This is a genomic window from Providencia sp. PROV061, from assembly GCF_011045655.1.
Lineage (GTDB): Bacteria > Pseudomonadota > Gammaproteobacteria > Enterobacterales > Enterobacteriaceae > Providencia > Providencia hangzhouensis.
Genome location: NZ_CP042861.1, coordinates 3,629,267 through 3,651,538, shown reverse-complemented (window position 1 = coordinate 3,651,538; position 22,272 = coordinate 3,629,267). Strand labels below are relative to the sequence as shown.

The 22,272-nt window shown below is 39.0% G+C and carries 14 protein-coding genes and 2 tRNA genes; 13 read left to right on the top strand and 3 right to left on the bottom strand.

Annotation, left to right across the window (positions count from 1 at the left end; all coding sequences use genetic code 11):
• Positions 1-2 precede the first annotated feature (2 nt).
• The 12 genes from ptsP to FVA72_RS16775 all read left to right on the top strand — a co-directional run bounded on the left by ptsP (position 3) and on the right by FVA72_RS16775 (position 18,846).
• Positions 3-2,249 carry a phosphoenolpyruvate--protein phosphotransferase gene (gene ptsP / locus FVA72_RS16830; protein ID WP_110591272.1) on the top strand — a complete coding sequence of 749 codons (2,247 nt, stop codon included), beginning with the start codon at positions 3-5 and terminating at the stop codon, positions 2,247-2,249.
• 162 nt (positions 2,250-2,411) lie between these two features.
• Positions 2,412-3,308 carry a prolipoprotein diacylglyceryl transferase gene (gene lgt / locus FVA72_RS16825; RefSeq protein ID WP_110591273.1) on the top strand — a complete coding sequence of 299 codons (897 nt, stop codon included), beginning with the start codon at positions 2,412-2,414 and terminating at the stop codon, positions 3,306-3,308.
• 119 nt (positions 3,309-3,427) lie between these two features.
• Positions 3,428-4,279 (top strand): thymidylate synthase, encoded by an 852-nt coding sequence (locus FVA72_RS16820; RefSeq protein WP_094961114.1) that lies wholly within the window; start codon positions 3,428-3,430, stop codon positions 4,277-4,279.
• Positions 4,280-4,596: 317 nt separating this feature from the next.
• Positions 4,597-5,082 (top strand): prepilin-type N-terminal cleavage/methylation domain-containing protein, encoded by a 486-nt coding sequence (locus FVA72_RS16815; RefSeq protein WP_036957998.1) that lies wholly within the window; start codon positions 4,597-4,599, stop codon positions 5,080-5,082.
• The gene (locus tag FVA72_RS16810; protein ID WP_004257611.1) at positions 5,076-5,681 is read left to right on the top strand and encodes a prepilin peptidase-dependent protein; all 606 of its coding nucleotides are present in this window, start codon (positions 5,076-5,078) and stop codon (positions 5,679-5,681) included. The genes FVA72_RS16815 and FVA72_RS16810 overlap by 7 nt, the downstream gene beginning before the upstream one ends.
• Positions 5,678-6,118, top strand: a complete 441-nt coding sequence (locus FVA72_RS16805) for a DUF2509 family protein (protein WP_110591274.1) — start codon at positions 5,678-5,680, stop codon at positions 6,116-6,118. Before FVA72_RS16810 ends, FVA72_RS16805 begins: the two co-directional genes overlap by 4 nt.
• On the top strand, positions 6,118-6,504 hold the full coding sequence (locus FVA72_RS16800) for a type IV pilus modification PilV family protein (RefSeq protein WP_110591275.1): 387 nt from the start codon (positions 6,118-6,120) through the stop codon (positions 6,502-6,504). Before FVA72_RS16805 ends, FVA72_RS16800 begins: the two co-directional genes overlap by 1 nt.
• Positions 6,482-9,856: an exodeoxyribonuclease V subunit gamma gene (recC, locus tag FVA72_RS16795; protein WP_110591276.1), complete on the top strand. Its 3,375-nt coding sequence runs from the start codon at positions 6,482-6,484 to the stop codon at positions 9,854-9,856. Before FVA72_RS16800 ends, recC begins: the two co-directional genes overlap by 23 nt.
• Before the next feature lie 17 nt (positions 9,857-9,873).
• A complete protein-coding gene (gene ptrA, locus FVA72_RS16790; protein ID WP_110591277.1) occupies positions 9,874-12,771 on the top strand; it encodes a pitrilysin in 2,898 nt (965 codons plus the stop codon).
• Positions 12,768-16,376, top strand: coding sequence for an exodeoxyribonuclease V subunit beta (gene recB / locus FVA72_RS16785; RefSeq protein WP_110591278.1), 3,609 nt, complete (start codon positions 12,768-12,770; stop codon positions 16,374-16,376). The genes ptrA and recB overlap by 4 nt, the downstream gene beginning before the upstream one ends.
• The gene (recD, locus tag FVA72_RS16780; protein WP_110591279.1) at positions 16,376-18,223 is read left to right on the top strand and encodes an exodeoxyribonuclease V subunit alpha; all 1,848 of its coding nucleotides are present in this window, start codon (positions 16,376-16,378) and stop codon (positions 18,221-18,223) included. The genes recB and recD overlap by 1 nt, the downstream gene beginning before the upstream one ends.
• Positions 18,224-18,276: 53 nt before the next feature.
• The gene (locus FVA72_RS16775) at positions 18,277-18,846 is read left to right on the top strand and encodes a hypothetical protein (RefSeq protein WP_094961122.1); all 570 of its coding nucleotides are present in this window, start codon (positions 18,277-18,279) and stop codon (positions 18,844-18,846) included.
• A gap of 104 nt (positions 18,847-18,950) precedes the next feature.
• Here the strand turns inward: FVA72_RS16775 and argA are convergent, their stop codons facing one another.
• Positions 18,951-20,294, bottom strand: a complete 1,344-nt coding sequence (argA, locus tag FVA72_RS16770; protein WP_036957996.1) for an amino-acid N-acetyltransferase — start codon at positions 20,292-20,294, stop codon at positions 18,951-18,953.
• A 362-nt stretch (positions 20,295-20,656) separates the two neighbouring features.
• Between argA and amiC the strand changes: the two genes are divergently transcribed.
• The gene (gene amiC / locus FVA72_RS16765; RefSeq protein WP_004257585.1) at positions 20,657-21,907 is read left to right on the top strand and encodes an N-acetylmuramoyl-L-alanine amidase AmiC; all 1,251 of its coding nucleotides are present in this window, start codon (positions 20,657-20,659) and stop codon (positions 21,905-21,907) included.
• 141 nt (positions 21,908-22,048) lie between these two features.
• On the opposite strand, the gene FVA72_RS16760 is transcribed toward amiC, so the two are convergent.
• Positions 22,049-22,125 (bottom strand) — tRNA-Met (locus FVA72_RS16760).
• A gap of 18 nt (positions 22,126-22,143) precedes the next feature.
• A tRNA-Met gene (locus tag FVA72_RS16755) sits at positions 22,144-22,220 on the bottom strand.
• Between the last annotated feature and the right edge of the window lie 52 nt (positions 22,221-22,272).

Below are 22,272 nucleotides of genomic sequence, written 5' to 3'. Positions count from 1 at the left end.
CTATGTTGACGCGTTTACGTGAAATTGTCGAAAAAGTTGCAATGGCGACAAGTTTGACTGATGCGCTAGAAGTGTTGGTGAATGAGACCTGCAAAGCAATGAGAACAGACGTTTGTTCCATTTATTTAGCTGATCACCCTCGCCAATGCTATTACTTAATGGCAACCCGCGGGTTAAAAAAACCTAGCGGGATTGCTATTCGTCTAGGTTTTGATGAAGGTGTCGTAGGGGCCGTAGGGCGCCAGTCTGAGATGCTCAATCTAGCCGATATTCGTGAACATCCTCAATATAAATTCCTGCCTCAGCTTAAAGAAGAACAATTAAAAGCTTTCTTAGGTGTTCCCGTGGTATACCGTCGCCAATTATTAGGCGTGCTGGTCGTACAGCAACGGGAAAAACGGCTGTTTAATGAAACCGAAGAATCTTTCATGGTAACGTTGTCGATGCAACTCGCCGTGATTTTGTCGCAAGCACAAGCAAAAGGTATTTTTGGGCAATATCGGCAAAATAGAATTAAAGCGATTCCTGTATCACAAGGAATTGCAATGGCTTATGGATGGCAAGATAGTTCCCAACCTTCTTTAGATAGTATTTTTCAAGCAAGCGCTATTGATATCGACAAAGAAAAACAACGCCTTGTCGCCGCCCTCGAAAGTGCTACAGCGGAATGTCGTCGTATTAGTAAACGTTTTATGGCGAGCTCAGCAAAAGAAAGTGCGGCGATATTTGATCTCTACAATCATTTACTGAGTGACCCACAGCTAAAAAAACATCTGTTTGCCGCCATCAATGATAACGCAACTGCTGAATGGGCAGTTAAAACAGTTATTGAAAATTATGTAGAGCAGTTTTCTCGCCTGCGTGACCTTTATTTAAGGGAAAGAGGGGCCGATTTAAAAGCATTAGGTCAACGCTTATTATTTCATCTTGATGATTCACTTACCGCAAATGAGCAATGGCCAGAACGTTTTATTTTAGTTGCTGATGAATTAAGTGCTAGTGTATTGGCGGAGTTACCTATTGAGCAACTTGCTGGTGTGGTCGTGCGTGACGGAGCAACGCATTCTCATTCCGCTATCTTAATCAGAGCTATGGGAATTCCTGCGATTATGGGGGCGGATATTGAGCCTTCGTTATTACATAACCGCCATTTAATATTGGATGGTTACCGTGGTGAGCTCTTTATTGAACCTGAAAATTTAATTGTTCAGGAATACCAGCAAATCATTGAAGAAGAAAATGTTATTAGTCGCTTAGCGGAAGGAACTCTTGAACAAGATGCAACACTTAAAGGCGGCGAACAAGTTCATATTTACCTTAATGCAGGTTTAAGTCCGCGCTACGAGCAACAGATTAACACAGGGGTTGATGGCGTTGGCCTGTATCGTACTGAACTGCCTTTTATGTTGCACAATGGTTTTCCCTCGGAAGATGAGCAAAAACAACTCTATAAAGAAGTTTTACAACTTTTCCCTACCAAGCCTGTAGTGTTAAGAACCCTTGATATAGGGGCTGACAAACAGTTGCCATACATGCCAATTAGCGAAGAAAACCCAAGCTTAGGCTGGCGCGGTATTCGCATCATGTTGGACCAGCCCGAGATTTTTTTAATCCAGCTAAGGGCTATGTTACGGGCGAATATGTTTTCAGGTAATTTACGTATTTTATTACCGATGGTGACCAGTGTTAATGAGATAGACGAAGCAATTTTGCTGATAAAAAGAGCAAGGGACGAAGTGAGTTTTTTATTAAAAATGCCAGTTGAGATGCCCCAAATTGGTATTATGCTTGAAGTTCCTTCTTTGCTATTTCTATTACCGGAAATAAAAAAACGCGTTGATTTTATCTCTATCGGGACTAATGACTTTACACAATATTTACTTGCTGTTGACCGTAATAACACCCATGTAGCGGCGCTATATGATAATCTTCATCCCTCAATTGTGCGCTTTTTAGCAAAAGTAAGTGAAGAGTGCCAACGCCTTCAACTCCCTGTAAGTGTTTGTGGGGAAATGGCAGGGCAGCCACTCAGCGCAATGGTATTAATTGCTCTAGGATATCGCTCCTTAAGTATGAGTGGGCGTAGTGTTCCTCGCATGAAATATTTAATCCGCCAGCTTGACCCAACCTTGATGTCGCAGTTAGTACCGAAGTTATTGGCTGCGGAAACGAGTGATAGTGTCAGGCTAGAGGCGAGTGAATTTATGGAGCAACACCATTTAGGCGGTTTTGTACGTGGTGGGATTTAACTTACAACAAGATGTAAGTATTTAATTTGGTTTAGTTTGAAAAATATCAAGTATAAATGACTATACTTTTTGTTGTATGCTTCAGGGGCTTCACAAATTGAAGCCTGTTGAATACGTAATAGTCGACGAGTAGTTGGCTTAATGATTAAAAAGTGGGGAACAATGAGTAACAACTACTTAGCATTTCCGGAAATAGATCCTGTTATGTTCTCAATTGGGCCAGTATCGTTACACTGGTATGGCTTTATGTACCTTGTTGGCTTTGTTTTTGCCCTTTGGCTAGCAGGGCGTCGCGCTGCAAAACCCAATAGTGGCTGGACAAAAAACGAAGTAGAAAACTTGCTGTATGTTGGCTTTGTTGGCGTATTTGTCGGTGGTCGGTTAGGTTACGTTTTCTTTTATAATCTCCCTGTTTTTCTTGACGATCCTTTATATCTATTTAAGGTTTGGGATGGTGGCATGTCCTTCCATGGCGGCCTAATCGGTGTGATATGTGCCATGATGTGGTTTGCTCACCGTACTCGCCGTCGTTTCCTGCAAGTATCTGACTTTGTTGCACCATTGATCCCATTTGGCTTAGGCATGGGCCGTATTGGGAACTTTATTAATGGGGAGCTATGGGGACGAGTAACACTCGATACGCCATGGGCATTTTTATTCCCACATTCACGCAGTGAAGATATTCAACTTGCCGCACAGGACCCTTCGTTATTACCCATATTAGAGCAGTATGGTGTGCTACCAAGACACCCATCACAGCTTTATGAAATGTTCTTAGAGGGAATTGTTCTGTTCCTTATTTTGAACTTATTTGTGCGTAATCCTCGTCCAATGGGGAGTGTTTCTGGGTTATTCTTGATTGGTTATGGTGCATTTAGGATCATAGTTGAATTCTTTAGGCAACCAGACGCACAGCTTGGTTTATTTGGTGGTATTAGTATGGGACAAATTCTATCAATTCCGATGATTATTATTGGAGTTCTGATGATTGTTTGGGCTTACAAATATGGCAAAAATGTGCCAGCCCATAAGCCACTAAAAGAGCCTACAAAGAGTTAATAAATACAATTATTGGGGCTAACTTAGTCTGTTGAATATAACTATTTTGTAAATAAAGCAATGAAGTACAGCAAGACAAAGGTTAGCCACTTAAGTTATTTTTTTAAAAGAGAGTCACTATGAAGCCGTATCTTGATTTATGCCAACGTATTATTGATGAAGGGCAATGGGTTGAGAATAAACGAACAGGTGTTCGTTGTTTAACCGTTATTAACGCTGACCTTGAATATGATGTGGGCAATAATCAATTCCCCTTGATTACGACTCGTAAAAGCTTTTATAAAGCGGCGATAGCTGAGCTTCTTGGTTATCTACGTGGCTACGACAATGCGGCTCAATTTCGTGAAATTGGTTGTAATACATGGAATGCCAATGCAAATGAGAACCAAGCATGGCTGAATAACCCTTATCGCAAAGGTGAGGATGATATGGGCCGCGTATATGGTGTTCAAGGGCGCTCATGGCAACGCCCAGATGGAACACATTTAGATCAGCTGAAAAAAGTCGTCAATAACTTAAAAAATGGAATTGATGACCGCGCAGAAATTATCACTTTTTATAACCCTGGTGAATTTGAAATGGGTTGCTTGCGTCCCTGCATGCATACTCATACTTTTTCATTGTTAGGTGATACCTTACATTTAACATCTTACCAACGTAGCTGTGATGTACCGCTCGGTTTAAATTTCAACCAAGTACAATGCTTTGTTTTACTCGCTCTAATGGCTCGTATTACAGGGCATAAAGCAGGTAAGGCTTACCATAAAATTGTGAATGCACATATTTATGAAAACCAACTGACTTTAATGCGTGATGTCCAACTAAAACGTGAGCCGTTTGCTTCCCCTTCATTGTTTATTAACCCCAAAATTCAGTCATTAGAAGACCTCGAAACATGGGTGACTTCGGATGATTTTACTCTCGAAGGGTACCAGTGCCATGAGGCTATCAAATATCCGTTTACTGTTTGATTAGCGAATAAATTGTTTACTAAGATGGTTTTATCGAAAAGCCATCTTAGTATTGTGTTTTTACATTTCATCAACCTCCCTCCTTTATCTATCCCATCTTTCTTAATGAATTTTATCTTGGTTCATAATTAATTTACTTTCTTGCATTTATTTTGAATTAACTATTTCTTTGCGAAGCAGCTCGCAAATTGACTTGTATTGTTATGCATTTATTTATTTTGTTGCGAAGCGTTATGCAGTTTGTAATGACAAACCTCGCTAGACAGATTTTTTTTGGCAATCTCTGTCTTGCATATAAAAAGTGGGGTCACAACAAAATGAAAGTTGAATTAAATACAACGCAGCGTGGTTTCACCTTAATTGAGATTATGATTGTTTTATTTATTTGTTCTTTTGTTATTTTTTCTGGTTTATATCAATGGCAACAGCAAGTAGAAAGGCAGCGGTTAATCGATGCGGCTAGGCAAGTATCTGAGTTTATTTATAGCCAAATGACAGAAGGTGTCTATTTAAATAGGTATCAAATATTATCCGTTAAGGCTGGTAGAAATGATTGGCAGCTTGATGTTAAAGATGCGAACAGCAAGCAAGAGGTTGGCAAGTTAACAGCAAAAAGGCACCAAGGAATAGAACTTAGTAAAGCAAGCCGTACTTCAATTCAGCTATATGGTAAGCAGGGAACGATCCGTGCTTTTAGCATAGAGCTAAAAAATCAGGATCAGCAAATCACAATTTATATTTCTTCATTAGGCCGTATTAGAAGCTGTAGTCATAAAAAAATGACAGGGGTACCTAAATGCTGAATCCCTTAAATAACGATAAATTAAAAAAACAGCAGGGATTTACACTCATTGAAATATTAATGGCAATGGCTATCAGTAGCATTGTTTGTGTATCAGCGATGAGTGCTATTCCTACATTATTTAAGCAAACCTATCGAACTTACATTCAATACCAAATAGACAAGGATATAAGGCAAACATTGATAAATATGGAAAAAGATTTTAGAAGGATAGGTTACTGTAGTAGCCTAAATTGTGGTGAAGAACCTTTAAAAATCACATCAAAATTTTTAAGCAAAGGGAATAACTCGTGCATTATTTTTGCTTATGACCAAGATTTATCGGGTAGGTGGGAAGATATTAAATCCAAATCTAAAGATTCTGATTATTTTGGTTATCGGTTAAATAATGAAAAATTAGAGTCTAATCGAAATGTCCGAAATTGTGATGGGACTCGTTGGCAATCATTATTTGATGAGAAGCTAATCAAAGTTAAAAAATTAGCATTTGATTGGCGGGAAAATACCCAATTACTTGAAATGGAAATAAGCCTTAAAACAGAGTTATTACCTAATCAAACATTTAATTACCGGATAGCGGTCTTAGTTAGAAATCTATGAAGAATATAGAGCAACAACAGGGAAACGTTTCTCTGCTTATGGTTATTATTTTTATCACAATAGGCACATTATTGATTAAATCGGTGCATTTTTTCCAAGAACGAGCTCGGGATGAGTTGCATAAGGAAATTAAATATTTCGATGCTTTTAATAAAGCAGAGTCAGCTCTTGCTTGGGGGGGAACATTACATTGGGATAGTCAATATAGAGGATTAAAGCGTTGGGTTTGCCAGAAAGAGGAAAATCAACAATGGAAAAGTTGCTTAAAACATTACAAAGGGGTGGATTTCGTGCTGTCGGGGCAAAGTCATTATCGCTTAGGGAATGATATTAAAGTTTATCGATGGGTAGTATGGGATGCAAATAAGCAACAGTTTTTCTCTCGTAAAAAAGGGTGGTTAGATTATTGCCCAGTGATAAAAAAAGGATTTTGCTAATGAAAACAAAGCAGCAAGGATTTGCATTAGTAGAGGCAATGATTGGCGTGGTTATTTTTGCTATTTCACTGGTAGCTTTGGTAAACTATTCGCAATATATCATATTGAATTTTAATAAATTGTATATGAATTCTTCGGCCATTAGAGTGTTACATAGTACATTAGAGAAAAGCTCAATGTTAGGGGAACCAATATCAGGGGAGAAAAATTCTTCCATAGATCCAAATTTGCGTTACCCTGAGTGGAAAATACAAACAACTCGCTTACCGCGAGCCGATAACTGTACTGAGTTAATGGTATCGTTAACGATAAAAAAACAGCCATTTTCATTAAGCCGTTGGTATTGCTCAACAGGAGAGTACTATGTTCCAAGTGTATCATTCTAATCAATTAGATTTATTAAAAGATCTAATGACTCATTTAATGAAAAATGAACCACTTTCTCACCCTTTTGAGCAAGAAATAATTTTAGTACAAAGCCCTGGAATGTCACAATGGCTGCAAATCGAACTTGCTAAGCAGTTTGGTATTGCTGCAAATATTAGCTATCCCTTACCTGCAACGTTCATTTGGGACATGTTTAGGCGAGTCTTACCGGATATTCCAAAAGAAAGCGCTTATACCAAGCAAGCTATGACATGGAAACTAATGACAATATTGCCAACTGTCATTAATGAGGAAGAATTTGAACCTTTAAAGCATTATCTTCAAGAAGATACAGATAAACGTAAACTTCATCAGCTTGCTGGTAGGATTGCTGATTTATTTGACCAATATTTGGTTTATCGCCCACAATGGGTTGAAGTATGGCAAAAAAATGAACTAATAGAGGGGCTAAGTGAAAATCAACTGTGGCAAAAACGTTTATGGCAGTGCCTTGTTGATTATTCAAATGAACTAAAACAGCCACCTTGGCATCGAGCTAATTTATATCAACATTTTATTGATACATTATCATTGAACCCTGATTTAGGAAAATTGCTGCCAAAGCGTATTTTTATTTGCGGTATCTCATCTCTTCCACCTGTTTATCTACAAGCTATCAATGCAATAGCAGAACATACAGATGTTCATTTAATGTTCACTAACCCATGTCGCTATTATTGGGGGGACATTCAAAGCGCGTCGTTTTTAGCTAGGTTACAGCAAAGAAAACTTCGCCATTATCTTGATAAACATGAAATTTCACGCTTTAAACTCGAAGAGCATATTCCTAATTTATTTAATGAAAATGGCGAACAGGATATCGCAAATCCACTACTCGCCTCGTGGGGAAGGTTAGGTCGAGACAACCTATACTTTATTTCTCAAATCGATAGTGCGAATGAAATTTCGGCCTATGTTGATACTGAACGAGCCAATTTATTAGAGAATGTTCAGCAGGATATTTTAGATCTCGAAAACCATGCTCAATTAGGGACAACATTAGAAAATTATGAAACGAGTATTGGTAAACGACCAATCAATGAGCTAGATGATTCGATAACATTCCATTTATGTCATAGTGCACAGCGTGAAGTCGAGGTATTACAAGATCATTTGCTTTCTCTCTTTGAGCAAGATTCATCGCTAACACCGCGTGATGTGATAGTCATGGTGGCCGATATTGACAGCTATGCACCCTATATTCAGGCTGTTTTTGGTAATACGGCATCAACTCGTTATATCCCATTTTCAATTTCAGATAGAAAAGCACTGCAAGCTCACCCAATTTTACAAGCATTTATTATGCTACTCGACTTACCTCAGAGTCGTTTTTCAACGGAGCAAGTTCTTAGCCTACTTGAAGTTTCTGCTTTTTCTCAACGTTTTGGTATTGATGAAAGCGAGTTAAGTTTATTACGCCGCTGGGTTAATGAATCAGGGATCCGCTGGGGGCTTGATGACGATAATGTACGTTCTTTTGCTTTACCAGTGATAGGGCAAAATACATGGGAATTTGGCTTAAGTAGAATGTTGCTTGGCTATGCAATGGATAGCAGAAATGGCCCGTGGAATGGTATTTTACCTTATGATGAGTGTAGTGGCTTAGCCGCCCAGCTTGCCGGGAAATTAGCGCTATTAATTAATACACTAAGAGAATGGCGCTCTTTATTAGCACAAGAACGCCTACTTGAAGAGTGGAAAGAACTTTGTCAGCAACTACTTGATAGCTACTTTATGGTTGATGGGGAAACTGAACTTGTTCTCGCACTATTAACAGAACAGTGGCATCAAATCATTGATAATGCGATAACTTCAGGATATGAAGAACAAGTTCCATTGCGTTTAATTCGTGATGAACTTTCAGTTCGCTTTGATGATGAAAAAATTAGTCAACGTTTCTTGGCTGGAGCCGTTAATTTTTGCACTTTGATGCCAATGCGTTCAGTACCATTTAAAGTTGTCTGCTTACTGGGGATGAATGATGGTGCTTATCCGCGAAATATACCACCATTAGGATTTGATTTGATGGCTGAAAAGCCTATGCGTGGAGACCGAAAACGCCGGGACGATGATAGATACCTATTTTTAGAAGCATTAAATTCAGCATCTAAACAACTTTATGTTAGTTATATTGGGCTTTCTATTCGTGATAACCAGCCTTGTAATCCATCGGTATTAGTTACTGAATTAATTGATTATATTTGCCAAAGCTTTTGTTTAGTTGGTGATGAAACTTTGACTATTGATGAAAGCGCTAAACGATTAAGTGAGCATCTGGTCATCCAGCATAATAGAGTCCCATTCGCAAAAGAAAATTTCTTGCCTGAAACGCCTTATCAGAGTTTTGCGAGTGAGTGGTTACCTGCCGCAAAAACAACAAATAAAGTTGATGAACCATTTTGTTCAATACTTGAAACTCGAGAGCCCATTACTGAAATTTCTTTAGAACAATTATTACGATTTTATCGTCACCCTATCAGGGCATTTTTTCAACAGCGTTTGAAAGTCCATTTTTCTATTGAAGAAACCGAACTGCCAGAAGAAGAGCCATTTAACTTAGGTAGATTACAACGATATAAAATTAATGATCAAATTTTAGATTTACTTGTCAAAGATAAGAACATTGAGCCTTTTTATTCTGCTTTAAAAGCATCGGGTCAGCTGCCTGCTAGGCAATTTGGTCAACTTTTTTGGGAACAGCAGTTGAACGAGATATCGCCATTAGCTGAAAAAGTTAAAGAATATGATATGCAGCTATTTGATTATCCATTAGATTTTCAGTTAAATGGGATAAAAATTACTGGTTTATTGAAAAATATTCATGAAACAGGAATGGTACGATATCGCCCGGCTTACTTAACTGCTAATGATGGGGTACAGCTATGGGTGGAACATTTGCTATTTAACTCGCAAATTGGTGAAGGGGAAAGCCTTGCACTAGGAAGAGATAATAGTATTTGGCAGTTTGCTGCTATTAGCAAAGAAGATGCATTGGCTTATCTACAAGATTTAGTCGTAGGCTATTGTGAAGGGTTTAATTCCCCGTTAATTCTTCTTTCTCAAAGTGGTTGGAGTTGGGTTAAAGCTTGCTTTGATAAAAAGACAAAACAGTACGATTTTTCGAGTGAAGAAATTCAACAAAAAGCATTATCTGCTTTGCTCCAAAGCTTACAAGGAAGTCAGATGCAAAAAGGTGAGATGGAAGACGATTATGTGTCAAGAACTTGTAGAAGCATTGATGATGCGATGATTAAATCTTTGTTATCAAACACTCAACGGTTTTTATTACCGATGACAAAATACTTGAAATGACAGGAGAGCAACAAAGGATGCAATATTTATCCAAAAATATCGCTCATCTATTTTTATTACTGATAATTTTTTTCGGTGGTCAAGCAATAGCAGCGCAACCACTTTGGCAAGTTTTGCCTGAAACAGTAAATAAAAGTGAAAGAGACCCTAGGGAATATAAAGCCATCAAACTTAGTAATGATATGACGGTTTTATTGGTATCAGATGCCAAAGCAACAAAATCATTGGCTGCGGTATCGATACCTGTTGGTAGTATTGAAAACCCAAATAGCCAATTAGGGCTGGCTCATTATTTAGAGCATATGGTTTTAATGGGTTCCAAAAAGTACCCAGAGCCAAGTAGTTTCTCTGAATTTTTGCAAAAACACGGTGGTAGCCATAATGCAAGTACCGCTTCTCATCGTACTGCTTATTACTTTGAAGTTGAAAATGGTGCATTAAAAGAAGCGACGGATAGGCTTGCAGACGCATTAGCTGAGCCACTTTTAGACCCGATTAATGCAGACAGAGAACGTAATGCAGTTAATGCAGAACTTACAATGGCACGTTCTCGTGACGGGATGCGTATATGGCAAGTACGTTCTGAAACATTGAACCCATTACACCCGAACTCACGTTTTTCGGGGGGGAATTTAGAGACTCTGAAAGATAAACCTAATAGCAAACTACAAGATGAGCTTGTGGGTTTTTATAAGCAGTATTATTCTGCAAACCTAATGAATGCAGTGCTTTACGGCGACCAATCTATCGAATCATTAGCGAATATTGCACAGGAAACATTTGGGCGTATACCTAATTTTAACGCAAGTGTTCCCGCTGTTAATATCCCAGCAGTAACGGATAATGAAAAAGGCATTATTATTCATTATGTGCCAGCGCAACCGCAAAAAGCCATACAAATTGAATTCAGTATTAAAAATAATATGGCAGATTTTCGCAGTAAAAGTGACAACTATATTAGTTACTTAATTGGTAATAGAAGCCCCGGAACATTGGCTGATTGGTTAATATCGCAAGGGCTTGCTGAAGGTATCAGTGCCTCTGCCACTCCAAATTTAGATAGAAACTATGGTTCATTCTCTATTTATGTGACATTGACTGATAAAGGGTTACAAGAAAGAGACGAAATTATTGCAGCTATCTTTTCTTATCTTGAGTTAATTAAAAATGATGGGGTCAATAAAAGTTACTTTGATGAAATAGCAAAAGTTCTTAATTTATCATTCCGTTATGGTTCAATTGTCAGGGATATGAACTACATTGAATGGTTATCAGACCAAATGATTGATGTTCCTGTTAATCATGTTCTTGATTCAGATTACATTGCAGATAAGTATGACCCTGAAGCGATTAAACAGCGTTTATCAGAGCTCACTGCGCAAGAGGCAAGGATTTGGTTTATTAGTCCAAATGAACCGAATAACAAAAAAGCCTATTTTGTCGATGCACCGTATCAGGTCAATAAAATCACAGCAAAACAATTTAAAACCTGGGCAAGTTTAGAATCTAAAATGAATTTTAAATTGCCTGCTTTAAACCCGTATATTGCTGATAATTTATCACTAATTAAAGCTGATAAGGTTTATAAACACCCCGAATTCATCTATCAAGATGGCAATACACGAGTGTTATATATGCCAAGTCAATATTTTGCAGATGAGCCAAAGGCGAGTATCACTTTATCATTACGTTCTAACCAAGGTGATAAAGATGCTAAGCAACAAGTAACGGGCTCTTTATTACAATATATCGCTTCATTGAAAATGGATGAACTGCAATATCAGGCATCTGTAGCTGGCATGTCTGTCTCTGTTTCTCAGGGAATCGGTCTGCAATTAAATGCCAGTGGTTACACCCAACATTTACCTGAACTCTTTTTATCCATGATAAAGCTATACCTGAATTTTGAGCCAACGGAACAAGAATTAGCTCAAGCAAAATCTTGGTATAAAGAGCAAATTGAAGTTGCTAATAATGCGAAAGCTTATGAGCTAGCGATGCAACCGCTTCAGCGTATTAATAGTGTACCTTATTTTGAGCAAGAACAGCGTTTAGCCGAGCTAGATAAAATTTCATTGCAAGACATCACTAACTACCGTGAAATGATAGTTAAAAGTGCAGCATTACAAGCGCTGGTCTTTGGTAATATGACTGAGTCGCAAAGCATTAAAACTATTAAAGATGCACAGCAATTATTAAAGAGCGAAGGTACCAATTGGTGGCGTGGTGATATTGTAGTTATCGACAAAAATTACCTAGCAGATTTCCATAAACAGGGGAATAGCTCAGATAATGCACTTGCTGAAGTCTTTATTCCAGACGGTTATAGCCGCATTGATGGCGCAGTATTATCAGGTATTCTTTCTAAGGTAATTCAGCCTTGGTTTTATGACCAATTAAGAACCAATGAGCAACTGGGTTACGCAGTATTTGCTTTTAAAGCAGGGCTGGGGGATCAGTGGGGAATGGGCTTTTTAATTCAAAGTAATGCCAAAACACCGAGTTACTTGAATACTCGTTACCAACAATTTTATCTTCAAGCATTAGAGAAACTGAAAAAGCTGCCGATAGATGAATTTAATCAATATAAACAATCCATTATCACGGAGATGAATCAACCACCTCAAACATTCTATGAGGAGGTAGGCCGTTATTCATCTGATTTTTCGAGAAATATTTTCAGTTTTGATACTCGTGAAAAAGTTATTGCAACTTTAGGGACAGCAACGAAAGAACAAGTCATTGAGTATTATGAAAATGCAGTTATAAAGCACAAGGGGTTAGCAGTAAGCTCCCAAGTTATAGGCCAAGGAGTTGATACTAAAGTAGGGTATGCTCATCTGAAAGATTGGGTGCTTTACCCAACAGCTTCTCAGTTGCAAAAGATTTTACCAATAAAGGAAGATGCTGAGTGAATAAAGTGCAGGTAGAGTCCCAATTACTGAATGTTTTTTCCTTACCTCTGCGTGGGCAGCGGTTAATCGAAGCATCTGCAGGAACGGGTAAAACATATACAATTGGTATACTTTATCTGCGGCTTTTATTAGGTCTGGGAGGCGTTAATGCGTTTCCTAGGCCGTTAAGTGTTGAAGAAATTTTAGTTGTAACATTTACTGAGGCTGCGACGAATGAGTTACGGGGACGTATTCGTCAACGTATTCATGATATGCGCTTAGTTTGCTTAAGAAATGGCGTTGGTTTCGAGTCGCAGCCTGAGTATCTTGAATTATTAGCTGAGCTTTCGGGGGAATCCCAAAGAAAATTCGCTGCGCAATGGTTGCAGGCAGCGGAAAGGCAAATGGATGAAGCCGCGATATATACTATCCATGGTTTTTGCCAAAGAATGCTAGTTCATAATGCATTTGAGTCGGGAGTATTGTTCGAACAAACAATGATTCAAGATGAATTTCCGATTCAAAAACAAGCTTGTGCAGACTTTTGGCGCCGCCATTTTTATCCTCTGAATTACTCCATGACGAAAGTCATTCAGTCACTGTGGACTAGTCCTGAAGCATTACTTTCGGAGATTAAACCTTTCTTGCAGGGTGACATTCCTTTAATTATTAACCAACCGAAACAAGTAGAAACTCTAGAAGAACGGCATCAGCGGCTAATCTTGTTAATTGAGTCAGTTAAAACGGCCTGGTTAGAAAACTCAGCGGATTTTGAGAAGCTTATCACTGATTCAGATGTGGATAAACGAAGTTATAGTACTCGTTTTCTACCTACATGGCTGATAAAAATAGGCGAATGGGCTCAAGAAAAAACAGAAGATTATCAGCTTCCTAAAGATCTTGAACGTTTCTCACAAACGGTATTACATAAAAAATCAAAAAGTGGCTTAGGGCCAGAACATATTGTTTTCCAAAGTATAGATGAGCTACTTTCTCAATCATTAACTCTAAAAGATCTGGTTATTCCACTGGCCATTTCAGAGGTGAGGGAAGCGATTACTAATGAAAAACATAATCGTGGTGAAATGGGGTTTGATGATTTATTGACCCGTTTAGACGGTGCTCTTGCTCAAGAAAGTGGGAAATTTTTAGCTCAAGCTATTAGTCAACGCTTTCCTGTTGCGATGATAGATGAGTTTCAAGATACAGATGCACAGCAATACCGTATTTTTCAAAGAATTTATCGGGAAGTTAATGACAGCGCATTACTTTTCATCGGCGACCCTAAACAAGCTATATATGCTTTTCGGGGCGCAGATATTTTCACCTATATCGAAGCAAAAAATGAAGTTAGTGCTCACTACACATTAGAGACTAACTATCGTTCATCGCAAAATATGGTTGAAGCTATTAATCACTTATTTGGCCGTTGTCAGTCACCATTTATTTTTGAGCAAATTCCTTTTCAACCCGTTAATTTCGCTAAGCAAAATAGCGGTAAAAAACTTATTCATGATGGCGAAGTGGTCAAAGCACTTACATTTTGGCAAGTGGAAGCAGAAGGTGTCTCAGTTGCTGAATATGAACAGGCAACAGCTTCACAATGTGCAGCGCAAATCGCACAATATTTACAAGGCGGGTTTCAGGGTAGTAGCTATTTTGACAATAAAGGAGCACATACTCCTGTAGAAGCTTCTGATATTACTGTGTTGGTTCGTAGCCGACGTGAAGCAGTATTGATTCGTGATGCTTTAAATCGGTTAAATATCCCTTCTGTGTTTCAATCTAATCGGGAAAGTGTATTTTCAACACCAGAAGCGAGAGATTTACTGTGGTTACTACAGGCAGTTTTAACACCAGAAAAAGAACGTGTTTTACGCAGTGCATTGGCGACAGGAATATTGGGTTTAACCGCTAAACAAATTGATGACCTAAACCATGATGAAAAATCGTGGGAAAAAATTGTAGATGAATTTGCTCGTTATGGCATGGTGTGGCAAAAACGAGGCGTGCTCCCCATGCTTAGAATGGTCATGGCGCAGAGGCAAATTGCAGAAACGTTGTTATCAGGTGCTGATGGAGAGCGTCGCTTAATGGATGTGATGCATATTGGTGAGCTGTTACAAGAAATGTCATTACAGCTTGAAGGTGAGCACACACTAACACGTTGGCTAGCGCAACAAATTGCCCATCCTGATCATCAATCTGACGTACAACAAATGCGTCTTGAAAGTGATAAACATTTGGTGCAGATCAGTACCATACATAAATCTAAGGGCCTTGAATATAAGATTGTTTGGTTGCCTTTTGCGAGCAATTTTCTACCCCAATCTAAAGGTTTATATCACGATAGAACGGATTATGCAGTACGGCTAGATTTAAACGATAGTGAAGAAAATGTTGCTCTAGCTGATGAAGAGCGTCTAGCAGAAGACCTACGCTTATTATATGTAGCACTCACAAGGGCTATCTATCACTGTAGTGTCGGTATTGCACCATTAATTAAAGGTAACAGAAAAAAAAGTGGTGAAACCGATTTACACTTATCTGCGCTGGGTTACGTCATCCAAAAAGGGCAAGCAGGAGATAGCCTACTACTGAATGATATGCTGGCTGAAATTAGCAATGACGTTATTGATGTTGCAGTGATTAATCAGCCTAAGTCGGAACGCGTATTGTTAGAACAAAATGATAGCGTAAACTTATCGGCAAGAGCAGTGACTCGTCATTTTAATGACCATTGGCGTGTTACCAGCTATTCTGGGTTAAGTTACGGTTCAAGCCATACTGAATCAGAAGAATCAGTTTCAGCATTGCAATTTGCTAATTCATTAGCCCCTAATATGGATATTGAGGCTAGTGTTGATGTGGAGCAACAGGAAGACGAGTCTCTTATCCTAACTCCTCATCAATTTCCTAAAGGTGCATCACCGGGAACATTTTTGCATAACTTGATGGAGGAGATTGATTTTAGTGGGCATGTTTCTCAAGAATGGTTGTCTGAAAAACTTGAATCCTCAGGGTTTGACATACAGTGGGCACCAATGCTGCAAGAATGGCTGCATGCAATTGTACAGGCACCACTATCAGAAGACGGCTTATGTTTATCTGCATTACAGGCTCAAGACCAATTGGATGAAATGCAGTTTTATCTCCCTATTGATTCCCTATTGAGTGCCAGTCATTTAGATAAGATAACGCACCAATATGACCCATTATCACAACGTTGTCCTCCGCTAAATTTTGAGAGAGTTCAGGGTATTTTAAAGGGGTTTATTGACCTCACCTTTTACTGGAAAGGCAAATTTTATCTTCTTGATTATAAATCAAATTATTTAGGGAAAGATGCCAGTTTTTATACCCAAGAAGCCATGGCTGAAGCGATGATAGACCACCGCTATGATTTGCAATATCAACTATATTTGTTAGCGTTACATCGTTACCTCAAGCAAAGAATGCCTAATTATGATTATGAAACTCATTTTGGTGGCGTTTATTATTTATTTTTACGAGGCATAGATAATATTCACTCAAGTAACGGCATTTTCTTTTATCGCCCTATAGAGCCTTTTATTGAAGCGTTAGATAGCTTATTTAAAAATGTTCAGCAAGGGGAAGCAACTTAATGAAGTCCCTATTTAATCAAGCTATTGAGAAGCATATCTTTACACCTCTAGATGTGCAATTTGCTTACAGCATTTCTGATGATAAGTGTCCTATAGTACTTATGATTGCCGCACTCCTTAGCGCAGAAACTATGGTTGGGCACGTTTGCCTAGCACTGGCGGATGTTGACCCCGAAAAATTGTTTGCGGGAAGGCACCCAGAGTTAGCAACTGCGTTTTGGCAAAAAATGGGAGAGCCGAGTGAGCAAGAGCTCTATCAAACGCTCAGACAAGCAAATGCAGTGTCATTATCAACAGAAAACAAAATCTCTCCTTTGGTGCTTTCAGGGGAATACTTATATTTTCAACGGATGTGGCAATATGAGCAGTATGTTGCGAAATTTTTCTCTAATACATTAATAGATAAGCAAAATAATGTTCAAATTAAGAATGTACTAGACAGCTTATTTCCCATTACTGATGATATAGATTGGCAAAAAGTTGCAGCAGCAGTTGCTGTAACGAGTAAGGTGTCAATTATATCAGGGGGGCCAGGAACAGGAAAAACCACAACAGTTGCGCGTATCCTTGCTGCATTAATTAAACTTGAAACTAAGTATCACCATAAAATTAGAATAGAGTTGGCAGCTCCAACCGGTAAGGCGGCAGCTAGGTTGACGGAGTCCCTCGGCGAGGCGATGAAAAAAATGCCTTTAACCGATGAAGAACGCGCTGTTTTGCCTAATCATGCAAAAACATTGCACCGTTTACTAGGGGCTCAACCTGAGAGCCAGCAGTTTCGCTATAACCGAGATAATCGTTTATCTCTTGATGTACTGATTGTTGATGAAGCCTCAATGGTAGATTTACCCATGATGAGCAAATTACTTGAGTCATTACCTGAAAATGCAAAGTTAATATTTCTAGGTGATAAAGACCAATTAGCCTCAGTCGAGGCAGGGGCAGTATTAGGGGATATCTGTCAGTTTGCTGATAACGGTTATAGTGCAGAAAGAGCGTCCCAACTTTCGGCGTTAACAGGGCATTCAGTTGAATCTTATGCATCACCAAGCGGCCCAGTTATTCGTGATAGCCTATGTTTGCTACGTAAAAGCTACCGTTTTTCGGCAGATTCAGGGATTGGCCAACTCGCTTTTGCTGTAAATGAAGGTAATGTTTCTAGAGTTCAACAGTTACTAAATCAGCAGCGGCCAGATGTACATAGTTATATTCAAGAAACCGCAGATGATTACGCGAAAATTTTATTAGATGCCGCTGAAAATTATAAGGAATATCTATTAGCGGTTAAAAATAAAGAAGATCCTGAGCAAGTTTTGAAAAAATTTAACCAATATCGGGTACTAACAGCTCTGCGAGAAGGCCCTTTTGGCGTCATTGGCCTTAACGATAAATTGGAAAAATTATTTCATAGGCAAGGGATAATAAACCGTCCATATAATTTATTGAATAAACACTATGCAGGCCGGCCAATTATGATTAGCCGTAATGACAGCCCATTAGGACTCTTTAATGGGGATATAGGCATCATTTTACCGGATGAAGAAAATACACTGAGAGCCTATTTTCAATTTCCAGATGGGACTATTCGTGGGGTACAACCTAACCGACTTCCACAACATGAAACAGCTTATGCAATGACCGTTCATAAATCACAAGGTTCGGAGTTTGCTCATACCGCATTAGTTTTACCAAATGTATATTCTCCCGTAATGACTCGTGAGCTGGTGTATACGGCGATAACTCGAGCTAAAAAAGAGCTATCTCTTTATGGCAGCCCAAAGGTATTACGTCGAGCAGTTGAAACACCAACCAAGCGGCGAAGTGGTTTAGCGACCCAATTAATGTGACTAGTTTATATGTAAGTTACGTGAATATTTAACCCAAAAGTAAAGGTAATGAGATGGATAACCAGCAAGCAATGACGGCAATTACAGTAACATTAAATGCAAGACTTGAACCGATTAGGCGTGGTGATTTAGAAGATGCATTTAATGAAGTCATGAAAAGCATGGGTAAAAATATCCATGTTACAGGTGGTGGAACATTATTAAGTGATAATGGCGAAGCGCAAGAATGCGATATAGAAATAGCACTTGAAGAAGCTAGTGACGAAAATATCAGTTTAATTATTCAACTTTTTTCTTCAATGTTAGCTCCAAAGGGCTCTCGTTTATTCATTCATGGCGAAGATGTTCGAATCGATTTTGGCTCAGATGAAGGCATGGCTATTTATTTCAACGGGACAGAGCTCGCTGATGACGTTTATGAAAATGGGGATATCAATGAAGTATTCGATACTCTAGATGAAGCAGTGGAAGATATTGGGAGTATTCACGGGGTCTGGGATGGCCCGACAGAAACGGCATTTTATTTTTATGGTACTTCTTTCGCTGAGATGAAAGCTGCAATACAGCCGCATTTAGACTCCATTCCTTTGTGTGAAAAAGCAAGGGTTATTCAGATAGCTTAGTGGCTATTCATTTGTGTTAAAGCCATAGCCCAAACTATGCATCCTTGTATAGTTTGGGGTTAAAGTAATTGACTAAATAGCAATCATTTTGAATATTCTAATATTTACTTATCAGCTTGGTTTTTTAAATCTAAAATCAATATTTTAGAGCGGCGCTGGTAGTTATATAAAGCCTGTTTTTTCATTGGTAACATCTCAATCTCCGCGGGGGTAAAACCACGCTCTTGAAACCAATGGATGCTACGAGTTGTTAGTACAAATAGCTTGTCTAAACCAAATTGTTTTGCTTGTACGGCAATACGGTGCAGTAACTCCTCTCCCCTAGATGAACTACGGTAATCAGGATGAACAGCGACACATGCCATTTCACCTAATTTTTCTTCTGGGTAAGGGTAAAGCGCCGCGCAAGCGATGACTAAGTTATCACGTTCAATAATGGTAAATTTATCAATTTCCATTTCTAATTGCTCACGTGAACGTCTAACTAAAATCCCTTGCTGCTCTAATGGGCGAATAAGTTCTAATATTCCACCAATATCATTAATGTTTGCACGGCGGATTTGTTCCGCGCTTTCCATGACTATTTGGGTACCAATACCATCGCGAGAGAATAATTCTTGAATTAAAGAACCATTTTCTTGGTAGCTCAATAGGTGGCTACGGCGGACACCCCGGCGACAAGCTTTTGCGGCTCCACGTAGAAAACGCACGGTTCCTGAGTAGTAATCGCCCTCAGATTCCAGCTCTTGAATACGGTTTTCTGCTTCATTTGGGAATAATTCGGACAAAATATTGCCTTCTTTATCTACTACACCTTGTGAGGAGCAAAAACCGATCAGTTTTTCCGCTTTCATTTTTACTGCTAATTGAGTTGCAATTTCTTCAGAGGTCAGATTAAAACTTTCTCCTGTGACTGAGACTGCAACCGGCCCAATCAACACAATGGAACCATTATCTAACTGATTATTAATGGCTTCTTCATTAATACGGCGGATTCTTCCGCTGTGGCAATAATCAATGCCATCATCAACCCCTAGAGGTTGAGCAATAACGAAATTACCACTAACCACATTAATATGTGCGCCTTGAAGCGGGGTATTACCTAAGCTCATAGATAACCGAGCCGTGATATCTAATTGTAAAGCTCCAGAAGCTTGTTTTACATATTCAAGTGTATTCGCATCTGTTACGCGAGTATGTTTATGATAAACCGCATCATATTTGTGTTCAGCTAAGATATCCTCAATTTGAGGCCTAGCACCATAAACGACAATAATTCGGATGCCTAAACTATGCAATAATCCTATATCATTGACAATGCTAGGAAAATTTTCATGCGCAATCGCTTCACCACCAAGCATAATAATGAATGTTTTGCCGCGGTGGGCGTTTATATAAGGGACCGAATGGCGAAACTCATCAACCAACTCGGTGCTGCGCTCTTTCATAACAACCCTCTTAATTGAATTTTTATTCGTTAATAATGTATTTTTATTCTTTTTGTCGGGAAATATCAAGTAAAAGATGGGATAAAAAAAGTAACATTTTTATTTTTATCGTTTACATATCTCTAAATTTAACTAGATATACTCTACGAAAATTAAATTGCATAAAATTGACACAGAAAGTCACTCACAAATATTTTCTCTCGGTATGATTAGGTTATACTCATTAATGTAACTCTATAGATGCTTTGGTATATTCTTAATGACAGAGTGCAAATGATTAGTTAGAGTGCGTATTTCAAGTCTAATTATTAGCAATTATCCTAAAATCACTTTATTTTTCAGTTCTAGGTTCGGAATTATTGATGAGTCACCAAGATCACAACCCATCGAAGCGTCGTTTTATTCAGGGCGCAGCTGCAGTTATGTTACTGAGCATTAGCCCATTCGGTTTTTCTGCGAGTAGCAGCGTGGTGGCTGTGCGCATTTGGCCTGCATCCAGCTATACCCGGGTAACATTGGAATCTAGTACTCCATTGAAGTACCGCCAGTTTGTGCTTAATAACCCTGAGCGTATTGTGGTCGATCTTGAAGGGGTGCAGTTAAATAATGTATTAAAGGATATGGGAACCCAAATTCAAACACGTGATCCTTACCTTAAACTGGTTAGAGTTGGGCAATTTGATCCGAAAACGGTTCGCTTGGTATTTGAAGTTAAAAATAAAGTTAGTCCTCAATTCTTCTCGATGGCCCCTGTTGCGGAATTTAAGCACCGCTTAGTTCTTGATTTTTATCCAGGTAAAGGTGTTGACACCAATGATGATCCTCTATTGGCATTACTTGAGGATTATAATAAAGGTGATCTTGAGGAAAGCATGCCTGCTCAAGCGAAGAAGCCTGGAAAAGCAGGAACGGATCGCCCCATTATTATTATGATCGACCCAGGGCATGGTGGTGAAGACCCTGGTGCGATAGGCAAATATAAGACACGTGAAAAAGATGTGGTTTTACAGATCGCACGGCGCTTAAAAGCTTTGATAGATAAAGACCCTAAAATGCGTTCCTATATGACTCGTAATGAAGATGTCTTTATTCCGTTAAAAGTCCGAGTGGCGAAAGCACGTAAAATGCAGGCTGATTTATTCGTTTCAATTCATGCAGATGCGTTTACTAACCGTTCAGCCCGCGGTTCTTCTGTTTTTGCGCTATCAACGAAAGGTGCGACCAGTAATACGGCTCGCTACCTAGCACAAACACAAAACGAAGCGGACTTAGTGGGCGGTGTGAGTAAAAGTGGAGATGTGTATCTCGACCATACGATGTTTGATCTCGTGCAAACAGCGACGATTAACGACAGTTTGAAATTTGGTGACGAAGTACTAAAACGGATGGGAAAAGTTAACAAGTTGCATAAAAATAGAGTTGACCAAGCCGGGTTCGCGGTGTTGAAGGCTCCAGAGATCCCATCAATTCTCGTTGAAACGGCTTTTATTAGTAATTTAGAAGAAGAGCGGAAATTGAAAACAGCTAAATTCCAACAACAAATGGCAGAATCCATTTTTGAAGGGGTAAAAGCTTATTTCCGTAATGGCGGTGCATTAGCAATTCGCAACTAATTAATTTAAATCAGATTAAAATAAAGAAAGGTGATAAACGTGTGTGAGTCGCCTTTTTTTGTTTTTATCGATGGGTAAAAATAGAATTTATTATAGTGGTACTAAAAAGGTAATTGAATTAGAAAGGGTATTTGAAAGAATTGGTTGCGGGGGCTGGATTTGAACCAACGACCTTCGGGTTATGAGCCCGACGAGCTACCATGCTGCTCCACCCCGCGACTGAAGAGGTAAAAAATTGGTTGCGGGAGCTGGATTTGAACCAACGACCTTCGGGTTATGAGCCCGACGAGCTACCATGCTGCTCCATCCCGCGACTGAATTTTTACGACTTTATACTGCAGATTTTTTGTTACTTTACTGATTTA